The organism is Saccharopolyspora hirsuta (assembly GCF_008630535.1).
GTDB classification, from domain to species: domain Bacteria; phylum Actinomycetota; class Actinomycetes; order Mycobacteriales; family Pseudonocardiaceae; genus Saccharopolyspora; species Saccharopolyspora hirsuta.
On sequence record NZ_VWPH01000001.1, the window covers coordinates 271532 to 287845 of the forward strand.

A 16314-nucleotide genomic window follows, 5' to 3' on the forward strand; every position below is an offset into this window, starting at 1 on the left:
GAGCGGGCGATGACCGGGCACGACGTCGGCGGCAACCGCTTCGACGGCGAAGCGCACGGGGTCGTGCAGGCGCACAACTTCCACGGTGACGTCCACTTCCACGCGCCGGAATCGCCGAACCCGCCGCCGAAGCAGGTTCCGCCGCCGAGCCGGTTCTTCACCAACAACGAGCGGCAGCTCGGCGACATCAGCAAGTACCTGAAGCCCGGCGCCGGTGCGGAGGAGCGCCCGCCCGCGCTGGTGGTCGTGCAGGGACCGCCGGGCAGCGGGAAGAGCGAAACCGCCTACCAGTGGGTCCAAAAGCACCGCGGCCACTACCCGGACGGCGCGTTCTACGCCCGGCTGACGGCCGAGTCCGGGATGGTCGGCGAGGCGCTGCACCAGTTCCTGCTCGCCATCGGCTACAAGTCCGCCGAGCTCCCGGCCGGTCTGGACGCCCGCTCGAACCTCTTCCGGTCGTGGACCAGCGGCAAGAAGGTCGTGGTGGTGATCGACGACGCGATCACCGCGGCGCAGGTCCTGCCCCTGCTGCCGGGCGCGGGGAACTCGGCGGTGCTGGTGACCGAGGCCCGTTCGCTCAGCTCGCTGCGGGTGCGCGCGGGCGCGGAGTTCGTGCCCCTCGACCCGCTGACGGACGACGCCGCACGGCTGCTCCTCTCCCGCATCGTCGGCGAGGCGAAGGACCTGACCGGCGAACCCGAGCAGGTGGACCGGCTGATCGAGCTGTGCGAGGGGCAGACGATCGCGCTCTGCGTGGCGGCCTCGGAACTCGCCCGCGCCCCGGAACGCCCGGTGGCCCGGCTGGTTCGCGAGCTGTCCAAGCAGCGTCTGGGGCGGCTGTCGCGCGACGCGGACCTGTCGGTCAAGGCGGTGTTCAACACCGCGGTGGCGCGCCTCGACGAACGCGCTAAGCAGCTCTACGCGGCGTTCGGGCAGCACCCCGGGGCCGGGGAGGTGAGCTTGGCGGCGTTGGCGGCGGCCGTCGACCTCGACGAGGACGACGTGCGCGAGGCGCTGGACCTGCTCGTGTCCGCGCACCTGATCCGCGAGGTCGCCGAGGACCGCTACTTCGCCTACAGCCTGGTCCGCGAGCACGCCCGGCCGCTCGGCAGCGCTGAGATGCGGAACCGGTTCACCGAGTTCTACGTCCGCCGAGCGCTCTCGGCAGGACACGCGGTGCAGCCGAAGCGCGGCTGGTTGGAGGCGCTGTGGCCGGGTTTCCGGCCGGAGCCGGTGACGGCCGACGAGGCGCGGGAGTGGCTGGCCGCCGAGCGGGCGAACCTGCGCGCGGTGGCGAGCGAGCTGCGCGCGGCCGGTGCCGAGCAGGTCTGCCAGCTGGCCGTCGCGCTGTGGCCGTTCCAGGAGCAGGGCAAGCACGTCGACGACATGGACGTGCTCAACGAGTACGCGGTCGAGGTCGCCGACCACCGCGAGCTGACCTTCGCCGCCGGACTGGCGCTGATCCAGCGCGGATTCGCCTTCCGGGCGCGCGGGGAGTCCGACAAGGCCGCCGGGCTGTTCGCCGAAGGCGAGGCCAGGGCCCGCGCGGTCGCCCGCGACGACCTGGCCGCCACCGCCGTGGAATCGCTGGGCATCAGCTTGCGGGACCAGGGCGACCGCGAAGCGGCCCGAACCGCTCTGGAGCGGAACTTGGGGATGGCCGAGCAGCTGGGCGATCCGCGCCGGTTGGCGCTGGCCCGGATGCACCTCGGCTCCGTCGCCGAACCCCAGCTCGGTGAGCAGCTGCTCGATCAGGCGCTCGCCGCGTTCGCGACCGAGCCCTACAACGCCGCGAAGACGCGGATGTGGCGCGGACGTCGGCGCACCGAGCTGGAGCGCTACGACGAGGCGAACGCTGATCTGAGCGCTGCGCTGGAGTACATGACCGAGCACGGGCACCACTTCGACCGGGCGCAGGTGCTGGTCGGCCTCGGTGACAACGCTTCGGCCGCAGGCGATGCGGAGGCTGCGCAGCAGCACTTCCTGGACGCCGCCGCGATCTGCCGGACGCGTGGTTTCGCCGAGCTGGGCGAGCAGGTGCAGGCGCGGCTCGATCAGTCCTGAGTGGACAGGTGGAGCAGCTCTTCGCGCGGCCCCAGGCCGATTCGGAGCCGTTCGGGCAGTTCACGCGGTGACCGGCCGGAGCACAGCCAGGCGTGCAGGACGGCGGCACAAACCGGACCGAGGTCGTCGGCACCGCGGAAGCGCACTGCGGGCAGGTCGGTGCCGCTGATGATCCAGCAGCCTGCGCGGTCTCGCGTCGCTGCGAGCATGCAGCCCGGTAGGCGGGACAGCGACGAGCGGATCCAGCGCAGCGGGTCGTCGTAGCGGTCGTCGTGGACGAGGACTTCCGCGAGCTCCAGCCAGCGCCGGTCCGGTTCATCGGCGCAGGCCACCAGAACTCCGCCGGAGATGGCCGGTTCGTCCAGCGCGGCGGCCGGGAAGCGCGTGACGGATGCGGTGCGGTCGGCCAGCTGCACCACGATCAGCTGGCTGCCTGCCCCGGCGGGCTCCGCGGTCGGCAGCGGCACAGCGGCGGAATCCGCTGGGACGGGCGGTTCTTCGAGTTCCATGCGGGTGTAGATCTCGGCGCGCAGCAGCGCTGCCGACCGCCCGGGCTCGGAGGTGGCGAGGTCGGTGATGTGCGCGAAGTCCGCAGGCCGGTGGGCATCGATCGCCGCGTCGACCTGCTCGGCGAGCGGCGCGTGCGGGTCCAGCCGGGGTGCGGTCCGCAGCAGGGCGGCGATCGGGGAAGCGGGGTCGACGGTCTCCTCCGGCCACGTCGCCAGCAGGACCGGGGTGCCCAGCGCGGCCGAGTAGAACGTCACCGAGCCGTGGTCGCCGATCGTCAGATCAGCGGCGACGAGCCCCGCCCGCCAGCCCTCCTCCGGCGGCAGCACCACCACACCGGCCCGGGCGCACTCGGCCAGCCACATCCGCACCTGCCACGGCGAATGGCCGTGCCAGATGTTCGGGTGCAGCGCCACCACCACGCGGTACTCGTCGAGCGGCAGCTGGCGGGCGAGCCGCAGGACCAGCGACGGGTGCTGGCCGAACAGCGAGGCCCGGCCCCAGGTGGAGGAGATCGCGATGCAGCGCTGGTCGGGCCCGATCCCCAGCCGGTGCCGGTAGGAGTCCCGCAGCGGTCGGCTGGCCAGCATCCGGTCGAAGCAGGGATCCCCGGCGACCAGCGCGATCGGGACTGCCTCCGGGCAGTAGCGGGCGAGCCGGTCCCGCTGCTCGTGGTGCGACAGCACGGCGACCGAAGGAACTACCTCGCCCTCGTGCAGCAACCACGCATCGGAAAGACCGAAGACCGGATTCTCCTGGATTCTCCTGGATTCTCCTGGATTCTCCTGGATTCTCCTGGATTCTCCTGGATTCTCCTGGATTCTCCTGGATTCTCCTGGATTCTCCTGGATTCTCCTGGATTCTCCTGGATTCTCCTGGATTCGAGGAACTTATTGTAGCCCATTCCGTGGGGCAGCACGATCAGCGGCGCGCCGATCTCGTGCAGCGGTCCGCCGTAGCTCGCCGAGACGGCCAGGTCGAACTCGCCCCGGACCGCCTGCTCCCAGTCGACCGGGCTGATGCCGCGCTCGGCGAGGAATTCGGTGGTGCCGGTGGTGAAGGCGCTGGACCCGATGCACGTGAACACCGTCTGGACGCGCAGGTCACCGGCCCACAGCGGGACCACGTCGAGCAGGCGCGTCGCGGCGGTGACGTTGTGCACGACCACCAGCACGCGCCGGGTGGTCGAGGCGGTGCGCCACCGCCTGCCGGGCGCGCCGATCAGCAGTTCGTCCCACTCCAGCGCCACGTGATCATCCTAGACGCCGGGTCCGCCCACCTGATCGCGGGAATTCGGCCGCCGGACCGCGGGTTGGCGGCTCGGCCGCGGCGCGGTGGTCCTACTGTGCCTGCGTGCAGAAGACGATCACGCCCTCCTGGCGCCTGACCACCGCGGTGCTGGCCACCGCCCTGATCGGGGTGGGTGCGCCCGCCGCTTACGCCGCGCTCGGCGACGGGGCGCCAGCGCCGGACGGGCGGGGCGCGCCCTTCGTGGAGACCAGCCTGCTGTTCGGCACCGTCCGCCCCGACGGCGGCGAGCCGGTCACCGACGAGCAGTTCCGGGCGTTCGTCGACGAGGTGGTCACGCCCCGGTTCCCGGACGGGCTCACCGTGCAGGACGGCTACGGCCAGTACCGCGACGCCAACGGCGTGATCGAGCGGGAGCGGTCTTATGAGCTGATCCTGCTCTACCCGGTTGCCGAGCACCAGGACAGCGATCCGAAGATCGAGCAGATCCGGCAGGAGTACGTCAAGCGCTTCGCCCAGGAGTCGGTGGCGAGGGTCGACGACCGGGCGGCCGTGGACTTCTAGCCGGGGGATCGGGTACCGGGCGATCAGTGGTGATACCGGGGTGGGTTGGGGAGGAGAGGTGCGGTTGGGTGCGGGGCTGGGTTTGGGTTCAAAGCGGTGGGTGGTTGCGTTGGGTGATGCAATTTCAATTGAAATTGGCTGCGTTGCGGTTGTTGACGGAGCCTGCGGTGGTGAGGTGCGCCAATTTCAATCGAAATTGCGGCCCTCACCGCTACGCCCCTAGGTCGTGGTACAGGGGCGAGGACGACGGTGAGTTGCGGTCGTGGAGCCAGGGGCACGCTTCGCAGGGCCGTCGTTCTGGTGGTGACGGCAGAGGTTTCTCTCGAAATCGGCTGAGGTGCCGACCACGGCCCTTGATGCCAACGGTGCCGATTTCGTCAGAGATCGCGCCCGACCGGCAAGGCGACCACTAGGTGGATCTGCATCCGCAGGGAACCGAGGCTCCTAAGGACGAGCCCGGCTCACCACCCCACCGTATCTGCGATCAGCGGCCGTGGTAGGTGAAGGCAGCCCAGTGCGCGGGGGAAGTGGGGTCTGTTTCGGCGAAGTGCTGGGTCAGGTCGGCCGGGGCATCGGGGATCGGGGTGCGGTTCGGGTCGAGCATCCAGAGCTGGGCGGCTCGCAGGGCTTCGGCGGGGTCGGGGGAGCCGTCGTTGAGGTGGTGGTGGAAGACGATCATGAACATCGCGGTCACCAGGTCGTCGATCTCCCACTTGGTGCCGACCACCCCGCCCGCCCCGGCCGCCAGGAACGCGGTGGCCAGGGTGAGGACCTCGTCGTGCTGGCGGGCGGTCAGGTCGCTGGCGCACGCTGCCAGCACCACGAGCGCGCCGCGCGGGCCGTTCCTGTGCCGCAGGACCTCGCGCACCGGCAGCGACCGCCCGGCGCCCAGCAGCAGCGCGGATTCGACCGGGAGCTCGGCCGGTTCCGCGTGGCAGCCCAGGTGCAGCAGGGTCGCGCCGGGCAGCGCGGCCAGCACGTCGTCCGGGGTCGGCACCGAACGGCGCCCCGGGCGACCGAGGTAGTGGCCGTGCGGGTAGTGCGCCTCGTGGATGTGCCCGATCTCGTGGCGGGTCCAGTGCAGGTCGGGCGTGCGGACCAGGACCGGCCGGTCCGCGAAGGGCGCTGCGGGGCGGCGGGCCGCTTCCGCGAACTGGCGCGCGGAGGCCGCGTAGCCGATCACGGCGTCCTGGCAGGCGTAGCGGAACTGCCCGTCCCCGAGCGGTTTCCGCGCCGCGTGCCACGGGACGAGGCTCAGCGGGCCGGTCGGCACCAGCACGATCCGCGCCGGGCGGTCACCACCCAGCCAGTCCAGCAGGGGACCGATCGCGGCAGTCCACGCCCAGTCGCACAGGGCGTCCAGCGAGGCCTGCCAGGGCTGCTGCACGACCGGGCCGAGCGCGGCGCGTTCCCGCTGCAACCGGTCGAAGTGCTGGACCGGGGTGCGCTCGCGCAGCGCCGGGAGCGGCAGGTGGTGGAGGCCTCCGTCGTCGGTGATCACCACGGCTTGGCCCGCGATGAGGTACACCAGCGCCCGAGCGCCGCGGTTGCGCAGTTCCGCGCTGACCTCGGACGTGCTCGGCGGGGAGAGCAGTTCCTCCTCCGCAGCGGTTCCTCTCAGCGCGCGCTGCGCCGCCAACCGCAGGTCGCTGGGCAGCTGGAGCTCCGCCGGACCGCTCCGCCCGGAGCCCGCGTCCCAGGGCTGCTGCAGGTCGACCTCGGCCGACCACCGCTCGGCCAGCTCGGGATGACCGCTGTCCCGCAGCAGGTCCGGCATCGTCGCTGCGGAGGTCGCCGCGTGCAGGACCATGCCGCGGCCGAGTTCCAGCGCTTGCACCGCTGACTCCAGGTCGTTCGTGCGCAGGCACCGCTGCGCCGCCACCGCGGCGTTGCCGACGGCTGCCGAAGCGACGCCCATCGCCCGCTGCGGGCTGGACTGCAGCAGCACGCCGCGCGCCCGCACCCGCAGCGCTTCCAGCCCGGTCTCGATCGCGAGCCGCAGGTCGCCGCGCTCCTCGTAGTTCGCGGCCAGCAGGTTCAGGTTGGCCGACAACGCCTCGCTGGTGCCCGGCGGGTGGTCCCGGATCATGCGCTCGAGCCCGTCGATCGTCGCGTCCAGCGCGTCGGCGGAGCTGCGCCGCCAGGAGCGGGCTTGGCGGGCGAACGCCAGCAGGTGCACCGTGAAGTACTCCAGCTCCTTCGGCAGGTCCGACCGTCGGCTCACCGCGTCGAGCGCCGCCAGACCTTCGTCCGCCAGATCCACGTCGCCCGCGGCCAGACCGGAGGCCGCGCAGAGCAGCGCCGCGCCGGAGAGCTCGCTGACCTGCGCCACGTCGGATTCCGGCAGCTGCTGCGCGGCCAGGAGCGCGTCGCGGGCGGCGTCGAGCTCGGCCGGTCCGGGCGGCGCCGATCCGGCCCGGAGTCCCAGCTGCGCCAGCAGGCGCAGCGAGATGGCGCACCGGGTCGCCCAGCGGACGCGGTGCTCCGGCACGGTGTCACCGGCCACGTCGCGCAGCTTGCGCATCCCGGCGTCGAAGTCGGTGGCCCGCTCCGAGGTCATCTCGCTCATCCAGGACATGAGCTCGGACAGGCGGTGGTCGTCGGGGGAGTAGTACTGGGCCGCGTCGGCGTCCTCGCGGTTGCCGGACAGCAGGTAGCGGGTCATCAGCATCTTGCCGACGACCGGGTTCATGTCGGCGCGCGTCTCGTCGTCGGGCGGCAGCAGTTCGTCGGCCCGGCGCACGTGGTCGAGCGCGTCCTGGACGGTGTCCAGCGAGTGGCCCAGGCCGTACTCGGCGCTGAGCGCGAGCAACGCGTGGCTGAACCCCGATGCGGCCTCGGCGTCCGGGTAGTCCTGCGCCACGTGCTGGGCGATCTCCTTGGCGCGGGCCAGCGCTTCGGCCGCCCCGTCGCCACCGCGGTGGGCTTTGACCACCAGCGCTGAGGCCAGCGCGATCAGCTCCTCGGCGCGCGCGGACGAGCCTTCGGGCAGCGCCTGGATCCGCTGCTCGCTCCGGTTGATCAGCCTCGTCAGATCGTCGGGGCTCAAGCTGTCGGGCGAGCCCGGCCGCACCCGGAAGAGCAGGAACACCTCGTGCAGCAGCGAATCGGCGGGCAAGTCCCCGGCCGCGGCGGTGAGCAGCCGCTCGACCTCCGCGTCGTCCCGGCAGCCGGGCAGGGCGGCGCTGACCGAGCGGAGGACGGTCAGCTCGGTGCTGCTCAGCTCGCCGCCGACGGCGGCAGCCAGGTCGTGCAGCACCTCGGCCAGACCGTGCTCGCGCAGATCACCGCCGTTGATCGACCAGACCAGCAGGCGGATGGCGGCGAGATCCTCGTCCTCGGTCCCGGAGACCGCCGCCAGGTGCCGCTCCACCTCGGGCAGCTGCTGCCGGTCGACGTAGCGGCGGATGCCGTCGAGGTCCGGATCCGGACGGCGCAGCTGGGCGGGGACATCGCGGAACAGCAGCAGGAGTGCGAGCGCGGAGTGGCAGAGGTCCTGCGTGCCCGGATCGGACCAGCCCAGCGCTTCGGTGAACGCTTCGGTGGCCAGGCGGTGGTCCTCCGCCGTTCCGCCCATCTGCAGGAACCGCATCTGGAGCATCGAGGCCCGGCACAGCCGCACCTGCCGGTGGAGGACACCGTCCGGCAGCCCGGCCAGCGCGACGTCCAGCAGCTCGACCGCCTCGCCCACGTCGGTCGGATCTTCGGTCTGCAGGGCGAGTTTCGCGCTGATCAGGCCGCTGTGCGCGAAGACCTCCGCGCGGCCCGGAGCGCCCACCGGTTTCAGGTCGCGCAGGTCGCGCATGATCTCGGCTGCTCGGCGCAGGTCCGGCAGCGAGTCGCGGGTCGCGTGGGCGAGTGCGAGCTGGAGGAGGGCGCCGATCTGCTCGGGCGGGTCCAGGACGGCCACCAGGGCCTCGGCGATCTCGACGGACCTGCCGGGGTCCTGGCCGGTCAGCTCGGCCCGCTGGAGCAGCAGGCCGTTGAGCACCAGCAGGTCTCCGGCCAGCGGCTCGCCGTCGTCCGTTCCGAGCAGCTTCTTCCGCTGCGCGGCGATCGCCTCGTCGAGCTCGGCCAGCTCGGCGGGCGGGTCGACCGGCATCGGGTCCGACGCCACGGCAGCGCGGATGGCGACCAGCTGGTGGCGGCGCGGATCCTGCTCCTCCAACCCGCCGATGAGGACGTCGAGGTCCCCGGCCAGGACGTCCCAATCCCGCTGCGTGGTCTCGGAACCCTGCCCGATGATGACGTTGACGCGGATCGCGGCGAGCTCCGGGATCGCTGCGGTGCGGGCGGAGAGCGCGTCGAGGTGCCCGCGCAGCACGGCGGCCGGGGCAGCGCGGGCGCACTCCGCCACCTGCTGCTCCGACCACGGGCCGGGGCGGCGGTCGGCGCGCGGCAGCTGCTCGGCCAGGACGAGGTTGACGAGCTCGACGCGGCAGCGATCGGCGAAGTCCGGATCGGGGTCGGGCCAGTCCAAGGCCGCGGTGAGGGTTTCGACGGCGTAGTGCAGGTCGCTGTCCGGCCCGCCCATCGCCCGGAACCGCGCGGAGCACAGCGCGGCGCGGTGGAACTGCACGCCGCGACGCAGCTGGCCGTCGTCGAGCAGCGCGAGCGCGGCGTCCAGCTCGGCGATCGCCTCCGCCGCGCACTCGGCATCGGCCAGCTGGATCGCGGTATCCGCCCAGACCATCCCACCCCGGGCGCGGATCTCCACGTGCAGCGGAATCTCGTCGTCGAGCATCGGGCGGAGCTCCCGGAGGCGCGCAAGCGCGGTCCGCAGGGCCTGCTCGCCGTCGCGGGCCGCGCGGACCCAGTGCGACATGGCGAGGTGGAGCAGCGGTAGGGCGCGGGCGGGGGAGCCCGCGGGCAGCGCCCTGTTCAGCCCGTCGGCGATGCTGATCGCCTCGGCCGGATCCTCGCCGGTCAGCTGGCTGCGCTGCAGCAGCAGCTCGACCAGTTCCACGGCGCAGCGGTAGGCCTGCTCGTCGTCGGTCTCGCGGACCAGCGCCTCGCGCCGCGCGGCGATGGCTTCGGCGAGTTCGGCTGGAACTTCGGTCATCGTGCCCCCAGTGCAGTGGCCCGACCGCCTAGAGTAGCGCGGGTCGAGCGCGCCCGGAGCGGTTTCGTCCACAGTGGTCGCAAGCGCCGGGGTCATTCGCGGGACAGGTTCCGCGACGGGTCCGGGCTGCCGGTCACGGGCTCTGGTCTCGCGGCAGTGCCTCGGTGAGGATGGCGGACTCCGGGGCGGTGGTGGTGGGGTGCGCCTTGACAGCACTGCTAGCTTGGCGCTCGTGACTGCCGGGTCGGCTGAAAGCCGCGCACAGATGGGGTTCCCGGCCGCGCGGTGATCGCGGCGCGGGCCCGCAGCCCGCCCTCCGAACGCATCCCGACGAACTCCCGGGATTGCGGAAGGAGGTGAGATCGATGTCCTCTCCCGAGGTTTCGCCCGCCGCTTGGCAGGCCTTCCAGGACGAGCACGGCGTGGGCTCCGTTGTCGAGGCGACCGTGGTGTCGGTTGTTCCGTTCGGCGCGTTCGTCGAGGTCGCGCCAGGAATCCACGGCTTGATGCACGAGGATTCGTGGGACCGGACCCCGCAGGTCGGCGAGTCGTTGCCGGTTCGCATCGCGGAATGGGGACCGCCGAGGCTGAGCGTCGCGCCCGCCGGATGACCTGACCGTCTCGTCCGCAGTGGTCGTGGGGGCACCCACGACCACTGCGGCAGCGGTGCTACCTGCCCGCGCGGCGGGAGATCGCGACGCCGAGGAGGCAGACCGCGCCACCGGCCAGCGCGTGCAGCGTGGGCGTCTCGCCGAGCAGCAGCCACGACAGCAGGACCGAGACCGCCGGGGCCGCGTAGGTCGTCGCGCTGAGCTTGCCCGCGTCCATCCGGCGCAGGGCGTAAGCCCAGGTGGTGAAGCCGATCGCGGTCGGGAACAGTCCCAAGTAGACGGTGCCCAGGATCGCGCTCGGCGGAGCGGTCGCGAGCTCGTCGAGCAGCTGCGGGGCCCAGGGCAGCAGCACCGCGGTGGCGACCAGGCAGCCCAGCCAGATCGCGACCAGCCCGTCCACGCCCCGCAGCGCCGCTTTCTGGATCAGCACCCCGGACGCGTACAGGACGGCGGCGACCAGGCAGAGCACCACGCCGAGCCAGTCGCGGTGCCCGGAGGAGCCGAACGCGATGATCGACAGCCCGCCCAGCGCGACCAGGGAACCGACGACCAGCACCTTGGGGTAGCCCTCGCCGAAGAACAACCCGGCGCCGAACGCGATCAGCAGCGGAGCGGTGTTCACCAGCAGCGCCGCGGTTCCGGCGTCGATGTGCAGCTCGGCGGCGTTGAGCACCACGGTGTACCCGGCCAGCCAGAGCACCGCGTACACCGCGACCAGCGCCAACGTCCGGCGCGACTGCGGCATCCGCGGCGCACCGCGGAACCTGATCAGCACCAGCACCGAGAGCGCGGCCGCCGCGACGGCGAGGCGCATCAGGGCCATCGGCGCGGGGGAGAGCGAGTGGCCGATGCCGCGGATGGCCACGAAGGCCGATGCCCACAGCACGACGGTCACCAGGACGGCGGCGGTCGCCTTCCCGCGTTCGGTCGAGGACGGAGTGTCGAGGGTCCGGGTCTGAGCGGTCACGCTGGCCATCGTCACCAGCCCGAGAAGAAAGGACAAGCGACTATTTCTTCCGAACGGTTAAGCGTTGCTTTACGATCGAAGGCGTGCTTGACCTGCCGAGGCTGCGCGTGCTCCGAGCCGTCGTCGCGACCGGTTCGATCCGCGCGAGCGCTGCGGCGCTCGGGTACACGCCCTCCGCGGTGAGCCAGCAGCTCTCCTCGTTGCAGCGCGAAACCGGGCTGCAGCTGTTCGAACGGGTCGGCCGCGGGATCGAACCGACCACCGCGGGCCGGACCCTCGCGGCCGAGGCCGAGTCGCTGTTCGAGGCGGTCAGCAGGCTCGAAGGCGTGGTCGGCGACCTGCGCGCGGGGCGGATCGGCAGCCTGTCGATCGGCTACTTCGGCACCGCCGGGGCGACCTGGCTGCCCTCGATCGTGGCCGCGCTGCGCGCCGAGTTCCCCGAACTGCGCCTGGAGCTGCGGCTGACCGAGCTCGACCCGTCCGATCCGGACATCGACATCCTCGTCGAACGACCCGGCACCGAGTACCCGCCGCAGGTGGCGGTGCACCACCTCATCGACGACCCGTACCTGGTGGTGGTGCGCGAGGACGACCCGCTGGCCGGACGCGCGGAGGTGCCGCTGGCCGAGCTGGCCGACCGGCACTGGGTGGACAACGACGTCGCCGCGGGGGCGTGCCGACAGGTCCTCCTCGAATCCTGCGCCGAGGCGGGGTTCGCGCCCCGGTTCGTCGTCGAGACCCGCGACTACCAGACCGCGATCCCCTTCGTGGCCACCGGGATCGGCGTCACGGTGATCCCGAGGCTGGGCATCGGGAACCTGCCCGCCGGTCTGACCGCGGTCCCGGTGGTGGCCCCGGCCACCGTGCGCCGGATCAACGTCGTGGTGAAGAAGTCGGTCGCCGACCACCCCGCCGCGCAGCGCACCGTCGAACTGCTGCGCGGGCTCACCGCCGGGGACTTTTGAACCCCGCACGCCGCGGGAACCCCTGGTGCACGAGTGAACGGGGGGGAGCCATGACGTCCGAACCAAGCGCAGGGCGGCCGGAGACCGAACCGCGCGCCGAGACGACGCGGAGCACCTGGGCGCTGGCCACGTCGGCGCAGGTTGCGCAGCTGTCGGGATGGCTCGCCTTCGCCGGGTCGATGCTCGGGCTGCTGGGGATCTTCAACATCATCACCGGGATCACCGCGCTGGCCCGCCCGGACTACTTCCTGGTCGACGCCGGTCGGCTGCTCGTGTTCAACTACCCGGTCTGGGGCGGGATCTGGCTGGCCCTCGGCATCGTGCAGGTCGCGGCCGGTGTCGGCGTGGTGTACGGCCGCAGCTGGGCCCGGTTCATCGGCATCGACCTCGCGGCGCTGTGCGCGATCGGGCACCTGGTGTTCCTCACCGCCTTCCCGCTGTGGTCGGTGCTGGTCATCGCCCTGTCGGTGATGGTCATCTACGGGCTGGTCGTGCGGAGCGCCCCGAGCCGCTAGCCCTCGGCGCGCGCCCGGGACGCGGCTGCATGCGCCGCGCTGCGGCGAGGCCGGTGAGGGCGAAGACCGCGGCACCGCCGAGGAACAGCCCGGTCGCGTGCGGGAGGAAGCCAGATCCTCCCGGGGGCCCGGCGACGGCGGCGAAGATCGCGACGCCCAGCGCACCGCCGGTCTGCCGACTCGTGTTGCTCGCGCCCGACGCCACCCCGGGCGAATCGGGTGCGGCTTCGAGCGCGGCCGCGACGATCGCGGGGGTCAGGACGCCGAGCCCGGCACCCCACAGGGGCAGGAAGAGCAGGAGGGTGCTGAGGTCGGGGCTGATCGCCATGCCCGCGAAACCGGCGGCGGCGATGAGCAGACCGAGCCCGCTGGTCGGCCACACGCCGAACCGCGCGCTGAGCCGCCCGGCCGGGGCCCCGAGCAGCGGCAGGGGCAGCATCGCCGGGAGGGCGGCGAGCCCGGACAGCAGCGGGCTGAGCCCGTGCACGTCCTGGAGGAGCTGCGTCAGCAGGAACAACCCGCCGAGCACGCACAGGTTCATCAGCCCGGCCACCAGGCATGCCGAGACCAACACCCGGCGCGCCCGCTCCGGGACCCGGATGAGCGGATGCCTCGCCCGGCGCTCGATGTGGACGAACGCGACCGCGATGCACACCGTCGCCAGCGCGAGCAGCCCCGCCAGCCGTGCTGAGGTCGCGCTCTGGATGATCGCGGTCACGAGGCAGGCCAGACCCGCACCCAGCAGAGCAGCGCTCGCCCACGCCACGGTGCCGCCTCGGCCCGCGCCGACACGGGGGCGGGGCAGCCGGACAACGGGGACGAGCGCGAGGGCGATCACCGGAACACCGAGCCAGAACACGGCCCGCCAGCCCGCGGCCTGGACCAGCAGACCGCCGACCACGGGACCAGCGGGAAGGGCCGCACCACCGATCGCCGCCCACGTGCCGACCAGCCGCGCGCGGTCGTGCGGCGAGTTCTCCACCAGCAGAGCGAGCGTGCCCGGAAGCATCAGCGCCGCACCGGTGCCTTGGACCGCGCGAGCGGCGATCAGAACACCGATGGTCGGTGCCAGCGCGCAAAGCACCGATGCTGCACCGAAGCCAGCCATGCCGAGCAGAACGCACCGGCGGTGGCCGAGCCGGTCTCCGATCGCGCCCGACGCGAGCAGCAGCGCGGCCAGCGGCACCGAGTACGCGTCCGCCACCCAGGCCAGCTCCGAACTGCTCGTGCCCAGGCCGGAGCTGATCTGCGGCAGTGCGACGTTGACGACCGTCACGTCCAACAGCACCAGGAAGTAGCCACCGCACAACGCGAGCGTCAGCGGCCACCGCGAGCGAATTCGAGCCATGCCAGCGATCGTCGCCCCGAAACACTTCACGCCCGGTCGAAGCGTTCTGCTCCTAGCATCGGGACGTGACCACCGAGCTCGAACGCGGCGAGCCGGACATCGCCCGGCTCGCGTCCGCCTTCGCCGATCCGCGCCGCGTGCGCGTGCTGACGGCCCTGGCGGACGGACGCGCCCTACCGGCCGGACGGCTGGCCGAGGAAGCCGGGACTGCTGCCTCCACCATCAGCAACCACCTCGCCGTGCTGCTGGACCACGGCCTCGTCGCCGTCGAACAGCAAGGTCGCCACCGCTACTACCGGCTGGCCAACGGCGAGGTCGAGGGCGTTCTGGAAGCCCTCGCCGCACTCGCGCCCCGCACCCCGATCACCTCCCTGCGCGAGCACACCAGAGCAGCCGCCCTGCGCGCCGCCCGCACCTGCTACCACCACCTCGCCGGGCGAGCCGGTGTCGACCTCTTCCAGCAGTTCATCAGCGCGGGGTGGATCACCGGTGGCGACGGACGGCACCACCCCGAGGCCACCCGCGACCGGCTCTCCGCGCCGGGGAAGGGCACCCACTACCGGCTCGCCCCGGACGGAGCCGCCGCGCTGGCCGCATGGCAGATCCCGGCAGGACTGCTGTCCACCGAGCGCCCCCTGCGGTACTGCGTGGACTGGACCGAGCAGGCCCACCACCTCGCCGGGCCCCTCGGCACCGCGATCACCACCCGGCTCTTCGACCTCGGCTGGATCGTCCGGGGCACCGTCCCGCGCAGCGTCCGCATCACGGAACGAGGGCACGACGGGCTCGCCGAGCTGACCTCGGTCGGGAAGTCCAGCTAGCAGCACCGGCGCTGCGGCTGGCCGGAGCGATCGATGGGTGCGGCACTCGATCACGAGAGCTCCGGGCGGCAGCTCCAGCACGGCCCGCTCGCTGTCGGTGCCGAACTCGGCGATGGCGTCCGCAGAGGTCAGCTCGATCACGGAGTTGTCGGCTGCGTGCGCTCGGGAACCCGTGGCCCGCACCGCCTTCCCGCTGCTGACGGCGCACGCAGCGGCGACCCCTAGCCGATCCGGGCCGGATCGCGGTGACCCGGTGTCCGGGTCGGGATGGCGAAGGCAGGCGCCGTTCCGACCAGGGCGACGCCGCCGATGGCGGCGAGGGTGGTGAGGAGCCCGTCAGGTCCGGTGTGGAGGAGCCAGGTGACCAGGGCGAGGCCGATCGCTGTTCCGATCTGCAGCGCGCTGGACGCGGTCGCCGAAGCGACGCCGCCGTGCTCGACCGGGACACCCGTGGTGGCTGCGGTGAACATCGCGGGGAACACCAGGCCCATGCCGAGCCCGGCCAGCAGCACGCCGGGCGCGATCGTTGCGACGTCGGCGGTCCCGGTGACGACCACGAGGCCGGTTCCGGCCGCACCGCTGATCAATCCGCCGATCAGGACCGCGCGGAGCCCGACGCGCAGCAGGAGCCGTTCGCCCACGAGGTTGCCGAGGGTGATCGCGCCGGTCGGCAGCAGGAAGGCCAGCCCGGTCTCCCACGCGGTCAGCCCGAGGCCGGTGCGGAGGTGGATCGTGAGGACGTACGGGATGGACTGCAGGCTGATCCCGAAGATGGTGATCAGCACGAGAGCGGCGCGCAACGGCCGGTGCGCCAACAGGGACAGGGGCAGCAAGGGATCCTGGGTCCTGGCCTCGGTGCGGACGAACAGCAGTGCCAGCACGAGCGTGCTCGCTGCGCTGACGAGCAACCACACCGGGGAGGTCCCGGGTTCGGAAACCTGGACGATCGTCAGCACCAGCAGGGTGGCTGCGGCCGTGCCGGTGCACGCCCCCATGAGGTCGAACCCGCTGCCGCGACTTCGCGACGGGTCCCGGGAGAACACCGCGAGCCCACCTGCGATGGCGATCACGGCCAGCGGCACGTTGACGGCGAACACGCCGCGCCAGCTCATCCCGGTCAGGATCCCGCCGGCGAGTGCACCCGCGCTCAGGCCGCTGGCACCGGATGCCGCCCAGATCGTCATGGCCCGCCTGCGCAGCGGCCCCTCGGGGAACGTCGAGGTGACGAGGGCGAGCGTGGAGGGGAACAGCGCAGCGGCGCCGAGCCCCTGAACTGCCCGAGCGGCGAGGAGCATCGCGGGCCCGAGGGCGAACGTGCCCGCGATCGACCCGGCGAGGAACAGGAGCATCCCGAACAGGAAGACCCGCCGCCTGCCGAGCAGATCGCTGAGCCGTCCGAACAGCAGGAGGAACCCGCCGAACGCCAGGGCGTAGGAGGTGACGACCCATTGCACCTGCCCGCTGGTGAAGGCCAGCTCGCGCTGCACGTCGGGCAGGGCCACGTAGACGATCGTGAAGTCGAGTCCGGTGATCAGCGATGACAGGCCGAGCAGGCCCATTCCGATCCTGGCTCGGGAGGATGACTGCGGCATCAACTGAGCTCCACGCAGAGATAGTAATCAGTAGGTGACGATCACCAACT

12 protein-coding genes are annotated in these 16314 nt (G+C 72.3%); 6 read left to right on the forward strand and 6 right to left on the reverse strand.

The window, feature by feature from the left end; all coding sequences use genetic code 11:
• The first annotated feature begins 9 nt into the window (after positions 1–9).
• On the forward strand, positions 10–2064 hold the full coding sequence (locus F1721_RS01235) for a P-loop NTPase family protein (RefSeq protein WP_150064618.1): 2055 nt from the start codon (positions 10–12) through the stop codon (positions 2062–2064).
• Here F1721_RS01235 and F1721_RS01240 read toward each other — a convergent pair.
• Positions 2055–3293: a hypothetical protein gene (locus F1721_RS01240; protein WP_150064619.1), complete on the reverse strand. Its 1239-nt coding sequence runs from the start codon at positions 3291–3293 to the stop codon at positions 2055–2057. The two genes, F1721_RS01235 and F1721_RS01240, sit on opposite strands and share 10 nt — an antisense overlap.
• A complete protein-coding gene (locus F1721_RS01245) occupies positions 3272–3820 on the reverse strand; it encodes a hypothetical protein (protein ID WP_150064620.1) in 549 nt (182 codons plus the stop codon). The genes F1721_RS01240 and F1721_RS01245 overlap by 22 nt, the downstream gene beginning before the upstream one ends.
• A gap of 104 nt (positions 3821–3924) precedes the next feature.
• Here F1721_RS01245 and F1721_RS01250 point away from each other — a divergent pair, with 104 nt between their 5' ends.
• The gene (locus tag F1721_RS01250; protein ID WP_246153996.1) at positions 3925–4383 is read left to right on the forward strand and encodes a DUF3574 domain-containing protein; all 459 of its coding nucleotides are present in this window, start codon (positions 3925–3927) and stop codon (positions 4381–4383) included.
• 484 nt (positions 4384–4867) lie between these two features.
• Here F1721_RS01250 and F1721_RS01255 read toward each other — a convergent pair whose 3' ends face one another.
• Positions 4868–9445: a CHAT domain-containing protein gene (locus F1721_RS01255; protein ID WP_150064621.1), complete on the reverse strand. Its 4578-nt coding sequence runs from the start codon at positions 9443–9445 to the stop codon at positions 4868–4870.
• A gap of 365 nt (positions 9446–9810) precedes the next feature.
• Between F1721_RS01255 and F1721_RS01260 the strand changes: the two genes are divergently transcribed.
• Positions 9811–10056 (forward strand): S1 RNA-binding domain-containing protein, encoded by a 246-nt coding sequence (locus F1721_RS01260; RefSeq protein WP_150064622.1) that lies wholly within the window; start codon positions 9811–9813, stop codon positions 10054–10056.
• 58 nt (positions 10057–10114) lie between these two features.
• Here the strand turns inward: F1721_RS01260 and F1721_RS01265 are convergent, their stop codons facing one another.
• Positions 10115–11032 carry a DMT family transporter gene (locus F1721_RS01265; protein WP_150064961.1) on the reverse strand — a complete coding sequence of 306 codons (918 nt, stop codon included), beginning with the start codon at positions 11030–11032 and terminating at the stop codon, positions 10115–10117.
• A 74-nt stretch (positions 11033–11106) separates the two neighbouring features.
• On the opposite strand from F1721_RS01265, the gene F1721_RS01270 reads away from it, so the two are divergent.
• Both F1721_RS01270 and F1721_RS01275 read left to right on the forward strand, forming a co-directional pair.
• Positions 11107–11988: a LysR family transcriptional regulator gene (locus tag F1721_RS01270; protein WP_150064623.1), complete on the forward strand. Its 882-nt coding sequence runs from the start codon at positions 11107–11109 to the stop codon at positions 11986–11988.
• Between the two features lie 50 nt (positions 11989–12038).
• Positions 12039–12503 (forward strand): DUF7144 family membrane protein, encoded by a 465-nt coding sequence (locus tag F1721_RS01275; protein ID WP_150064624.1) that lies wholly within the window; start codon positions 12039–12041, stop codon positions 12501–12503.
• Here the strand turns inward: F1721_RS01275 and F1721_RS01280 are convergent.
• Complete coding sequence (locus tag F1721_RS01280; RefSeq protein ID WP_150064625.1) at positions 12463–13851, reverse strand: MFS transporter; 1389 nt, start codon at positions 13849–13851, stop codon at positions 12463–12465. The two genes, F1721_RS01275 and F1721_RS01280, sit on opposite strands and share 41 nt — an antisense overlap.
• A 65-nt stretch (positions 13852–13916) precedes the next feature.
• Here F1721_RS01280 and F1721_RS01285 point away from each other — a divergent pair, with 65 nt between their 5' ends.
• On the forward strand, positions 13917–14672 hold the full coding sequence (locus F1721_RS01285; RefSeq protein ID WP_150064626.1) for an ArsR/SmtB family transcription factor: 756 nt from the start codon (positions 13917–13919) through the stop codon (positions 14670–14672).
• A gap of 221 nt (positions 14673–14893) precedes the next feature.
• Here the strand turns inward: F1721_RS01285 and F1721_RS01290 are convergent, their stop codons facing one another.
• The gene (locus F1721_RS01290; RefSeq protein WP_150064627.1) at positions 14894–16264 is read right to left on the reverse strand and encodes an MFS transporter; all 1371 of its coding nucleotides are present in this window, start codon (positions 16262–16264) and stop codon (positions 14894–14896) included.
• Between the last annotated feature and the right edge of the window lie 50 nt (positions 16265–16314).

Excerpts from the sequence above, each read along its gene's own strand:
- F1721_RS01235 (WP_150064618.1), top strand. The coding sequence starts at position 10 with ATGACCGGGCACGACGTCGGCGGCAACCGCTTCGACGGCGAAGCGCAC.
- F1721_RS01255 (WP_150064621.1), bottom strand. The coding sequence starts at position 9,445 with ATGACCGAAGTTCCAGCCGAACTCGCCGAAGCCATCGCCGCGCGGCGC.
- F1721_RS01260 (WP_150064622.1), top strand. The coding sequence starts at position 9,811 with ATGTCCTCTCCCGAGGTTTCGCCCGCCGCTTGGCAGGCCTTCCAGGAC.
- F1721_RS01265 (WP_150064961.1), bottom strand. The coding sequence starts at position 11,032 with ATGGCCAGCGTGACCGCTCAGACCCGGACCCTCGACACTCCGTCCTCG.
- F1721_RS01275 (WP_150064624.1), top strand. The coding sequence starts at position 12,039 with ATGACGTCCGAACCAAGCGCAGGGCGGCCGGAGACCGAACCGCGCGCC.
- F1721_RS01280 (WP_150064625.1), bottom strand. The coding sequence starts at position 13,851 with ATGGCTCGAATTCGCTCGCGGTGGCCGCTGACGCTCGCGTTGTGCGGT.
- F1721_RS01290 (WP_150064627.1), bottom strand. The coding sequence starts at position 16,264 with ATGCCGCAGTCATCCTCCCGAGCCAGGATCGGAATGGGCCTGCTCGGC.